Raw genomic sequence first — 3544 nt, forward strand, 5'->3', positions numbered from 1 at the left:
CGGCAATCCGGGCCTGCGCAGCGGCGGCCGCGGACTTCAGATCCTCCAGGGCACGCAACTGGTCGATCAGCTCGGCGCGGCCATCGGGTACCGTGCCGTTCGGGAGGGCTGGCCGGAACGAGGTCAGGGCATCGATCACGTCCCGTACCCAGGCACCTGACAATGGAGCCGCGCCGCCGACTGGCGAGCCCGTCTCCATCAGCTGTGTTCCCCGAATCCCTTCCATAACCAAAGCATTCCAGGGGGGTCTGACAATTTAGGGCCCAGGAAACCGCTTCCTCACCGAAAACCAGGAAAATTAGTAAAACTTTTTCGGGACCGCAGATGTCCGCGTTGTGTATCGAACCCTTTCAGCGGAGCCCGGTGGTCGAACTTGAACCTGGTGCTGGAGGCCGGGTTGCTCGTTGTGGGGATCTCGGCCAATTCGTTGGGAGTGCTCGCGGAGGGCGCGGACTACTTTGCCGATGCTCGTCTTGAGCGTCGCGATTCGTGCAGGCCCGGCTGTGCAAGACTGAGAATTACGCCGAAGGTTTCCGGGCGTTCCAGGAGAAGCGGCGCAGGTCGCCAGGGGGTAGGAAGGGTCCGGCCGCAAGCACTGGTCTGTTGAATTCGTGGGAGAAGTCCCACTGCTGCGTTCCGGAACCTAGCGCTGGGCCCGCACCCACGAACCGACGGCCGCCCGAAGATTCCTCAGCCTCCCTGCCGAGTCGTAGGGGAGTGCTGTCGATTCCGTGCCCGGTGCAGCCGGTATTCGCGGGCGGTGATCCAGACGATGAAGATGTCGAAGGCTGTCAAAAGGACAAGGCCCCAGGAGAAGGCCACGACGATCCTGTAGGCCTGGTAAACGATGAAGACCAACAGGAACGCGATCATCCACGGGTAGGCCCAGAGTTTGTCCTTCAGGACGGCCCAGACCAGGACGATCTTGACCAAGCCGTGGAGCAGTAGGTAGATCGCGCCGAACAGCGTCGCGGACCCTGAGAGGTTGGAGCTCAGGTGCACCAGGCTGTTCGCCAGGAAGTCGTGCGGATCCTGGGCGAGTTCGTGCTGGGTGAGGAAATGGACCAGATCACCGATTTGTTGAGGCGTCACCAGCAACAGAAGAACGCCGCCGATCAGTTCCAGGACGCCGTCCAGGCCCTTCAGGATGAGGCTCACGCGAAATGTCCGGTCGAGCAGGGTTGTTTCAGCTGGTTTCGTTTCCATCACACGTCCCTCCGCTACCTCAAGATACATTCTTTCTTATGCCCCTCTCTTCTGATCCCGCAGGAGCTTTCGCGATTGAAACACATGGCCTGAGCAAGCACTTTGGCAGGCATACCGCCGTCGACGGCTTGACCATGCGCGTGCCTAAGGGAGCCATCGCAGGGTTTATTGGCCCCAATGGGGCAGGCAAGACCACCACCCTTCGCCTGCTCTTAGGCCTGGTGCGGGCGGATGCGGGCAGCGCCACGGTTCTGGGCCACTCGCTCACTGAATTCGAGCGCTACCTGCCGCGCGTCGGGGCACTGGTGGAAGCGCCGGCGTTCTATCCGGGCCTTTCTGGGCGGACAAATCTGGAGGTGCTCGCCCGTCTTGGAGGCCATCCCGGTTCCCGCGTGAGCGAACTGCTGGAAGTGGTGGGACTCTCCGATCGGGCCCGTGACCGGGTAGGAACGTATTCACTGGGCATGAAGCAACGCCTTGGGGTGGCGATGGCCCTGCTGCCCGATCCGGAGCTCCTCATTCTCGACGAGCCAGCCAATGGCCTTGATCCCCTCGGCATCATCGAGATGCGCGAGATGCTGCGCCGTTTGGCTGGCCAGGGGAAAACCATCCTCCTCAGCAGTCACTTGCTCGGCGAGTTGGAACAGCTCACCGACTGGCTGATCATGCTCAATCAAGGGAAGGCCCTGTTCTGCGGACCGGCACGGGAGCTGTTCGCCGAACGCGTCGAGGTAGTGGTCGAAGCCCAGGACGCAGTCCAGTTGGATCTGGTGGCCCGGATCGCGGGCGAGGCCGGATATGCGGTCACGCGGGAGGATCGGGTCTTGCGCATCGCCTGTTCTGCCGAATTTGCCGAGACCCTGAACCAGCAGGCCAGGGAGGCCGGCGCGCCGGATCTGACCATCCGAGTGAGGGAAGCCAGCCTGGAGCAACTGTTCCTGGCTTTGCTGAAAGGAGACCACGCATGATTTCCGTGATCCGTGCGTTTCGCAGCGAAGTGCTCAAGTTCCGCCGCTGGAGTGTTGTGGCGGTCGCGGGGGCGATGCTGGTGGTGAGCACCTTTATCGCTTATCTGACGTTCCACCAGATCGCATCCGGAGCCACCGGCCGGGAGATGACCGGCCTGATTGCCGCGTTCCCCACACCCCAGGGATTGGTCTCGATCATTGGCCAGGCCCGCTCCGTGATCATTGCCATCGCGCTGGTGATGGTGACTGCCAATCTCGCTGCGGAATGGTCGCAAGGGACGCTGCGCAACCTGTTGGTCTGTGAGCCGCGCCGCCTGCGGTGGTTGGCGGGCAAAATGCTGGCGCTAGTACTTTTTGTGCTTCTCTCGATGCTGCTCACCTTGCTTATCAGCGGCACGTTCATCCTTGTCGCTGCTCAAGGCCAAGGGATTCAGACCGCCGCCTGGACCTCTCCGGAGGGGTTGCAGGTCTTCCTGGCCTTCTTGGGCAATGAGGTGCTGTGCCTCGTCGGCGTGAGCGCCCTGGGCATGGTCATCGCGGTACTCACGCGTTCGGTCGCGGCCGGCGTCGGGATCGGCCTGGCCTACATCCTGGTGGTCGAAGGCATCATCGCGGTGGTATTGCCGCAGGTCAGCCAGTGGTTCCCGGGCCGGGTGTTCAACACCATCGTGGGGACCACCGTGCCCTTGGTTGGCCCGACCCCTCTCCAAGGTTATCCGGCAGCCGTAGGTGCAGCGCTCCTGTGGATTGTCGGCTTCGTTGTGGTGACCGCCGTCGTGTTCCCCCGCCAGGACGTCAAAGCGTGACAGAGAGGGCGGCCTCCGGCGTCGTCGGCAACGAGCGCCTCACCGCCCTGACGGGGGCCGTGGTGCTGATTCTGTCGCTGGCGGAGATCGCCACCGTTCCGACACTGGGCAGCCTGATCGTGGCGCACTTCTTCATTGGCGTGCTGCTGGCCGGCCCGGTGGTGGCCAAGACGGCCAGCACCGGCTGGCGGTTCATTCGCTACTACACGCGGGATCCCGCCTACCGCCGCAAGGGTCCGCCAAGGCTGCTTCTGCGCCTGACAGCTCCGCTGCTCGTCGTCTCAACGCTGGTGCTGATTGGCAGCGGTATCGCCTTGGCCATCACCGGCCCGGCCCCCGAGATCCTGATCCGGGTGCACGTTGTCAGTTTCCTGTTCTGGCTCGGCACCCTCGCAGTGCACGTCTTCGCCTACGTGAGGCGGGTACCTGGCTCATAGCCGACGACTGGCGGCGCCGCACCATCCAGCAGAAGCGCGGGAAACCGGAGCCCGGGGGACGCCGGATGCGGCTGGCAGTCAACATTGCGGTGCTGGTGCTGGCCGCGATCGCCGGGGTGCTGCTTCT

At 63.4% G+C, this 3544-nt stretch carries 4 protein-coding genes; 3 read left to right on the forward strand and 1 reads right to left on the reverse strand.

Annotation, left to right across the window (positions count from 1 at the left end; genetic code table 11):
• Positions 1 to 690: 690 nt before the first annotated feature.
• Positions 691 to 1206, reverse strand: coding sequence for a DUF2127 domain-containing protein (locus AHiyo1_RS18860; protein WP_172465639.1), 516 nt, complete (start codon positions 1204 to 1206; stop codon positions 691 to 693).
• 38 nt (positions 1207 to 1244) lie between these two features.
• Between AHiyo1_RS18860 and AHiyo1_RS18865 the strand changes: the two genes are divergently transcribed.
• From AHiyo1_RS18865 to AHiyo1_RS18875, 3 genes are read left to right on the forward strand one after another with little or no spacing between them, the layout of a single operon-like run.
• The gene (locus tag AHiyo1_RS18865) at positions 1245 to 2174 is read left to right on the forward strand and encodes an ATP-binding cassette domain-containing protein (RefSeq protein ID WP_059389574.1); all 930 of its coding nucleotides are present in this window, start codon (positions 1245 to 1247) and stop codon (positions 2172 to 2174) included.
• Positions 2171 to 2980, forward strand: coding sequence for an ABC transporter permease (locus tag AHiyo1_RS18870; protein ID WP_059389575.1), 810 nt, complete (start codon positions 2171 to 2173; stop codon positions 2978 to 2980). The genes AHiyo1_RS18865 and AHiyo1_RS18870 overlap by 4 nt, the downstream gene beginning before the upstream one ends.
• Positions 2977 to 3417 (forward strand): hypothetical protein, encoded by a 441-nt coding sequence (locus AHiyo1_RS18875; protein ID WP_059389576.1) that lies wholly within the window; start codon positions 2977 to 2979, stop codon positions 3415 to 3417. Before AHiyo1_RS18870 ends, AHiyo1_RS18875 begins: the two co-directional genes overlap by 4 nt.
• The last annotated feature ends 127 nt before the right edge of the window (positions 3418 to 3544 follow it).

The organism is Arthrobacter sp. Hiyo1 (assembly GCF_001263615.2).
GTDB lineage: Bacteria > Actinomycetota > Actinomycetes > Actinomycetales > Micrococcaceae > Arthrobacter.

Bases quoted from the DNA above. Each gene is read 5' to 3' on its own strand.
- AHiyo1_RS18860 (WP_172465639.1), bottom strand. From the start codon at position 1,206: ATGGAAACGAAACCAGCTGAAACAACCCTGCTCGACCGGACATTTCGC.
- AHiyo1_RS18865 (WP_059389574.1), top strand. From the start codon at position 1,245: ATGCCCCTCTCTTCTGATCCCGCAGGAGCTTTCGCGATTGAAACACAT.
- AHiyo1_RS18870 (WP_059389575.1), top strand. From the start codon at position 2,171: ATGATTTCCGTGATCCGTGCGTTTCGCAGCGAAGTGCTCAAGTTCCGC.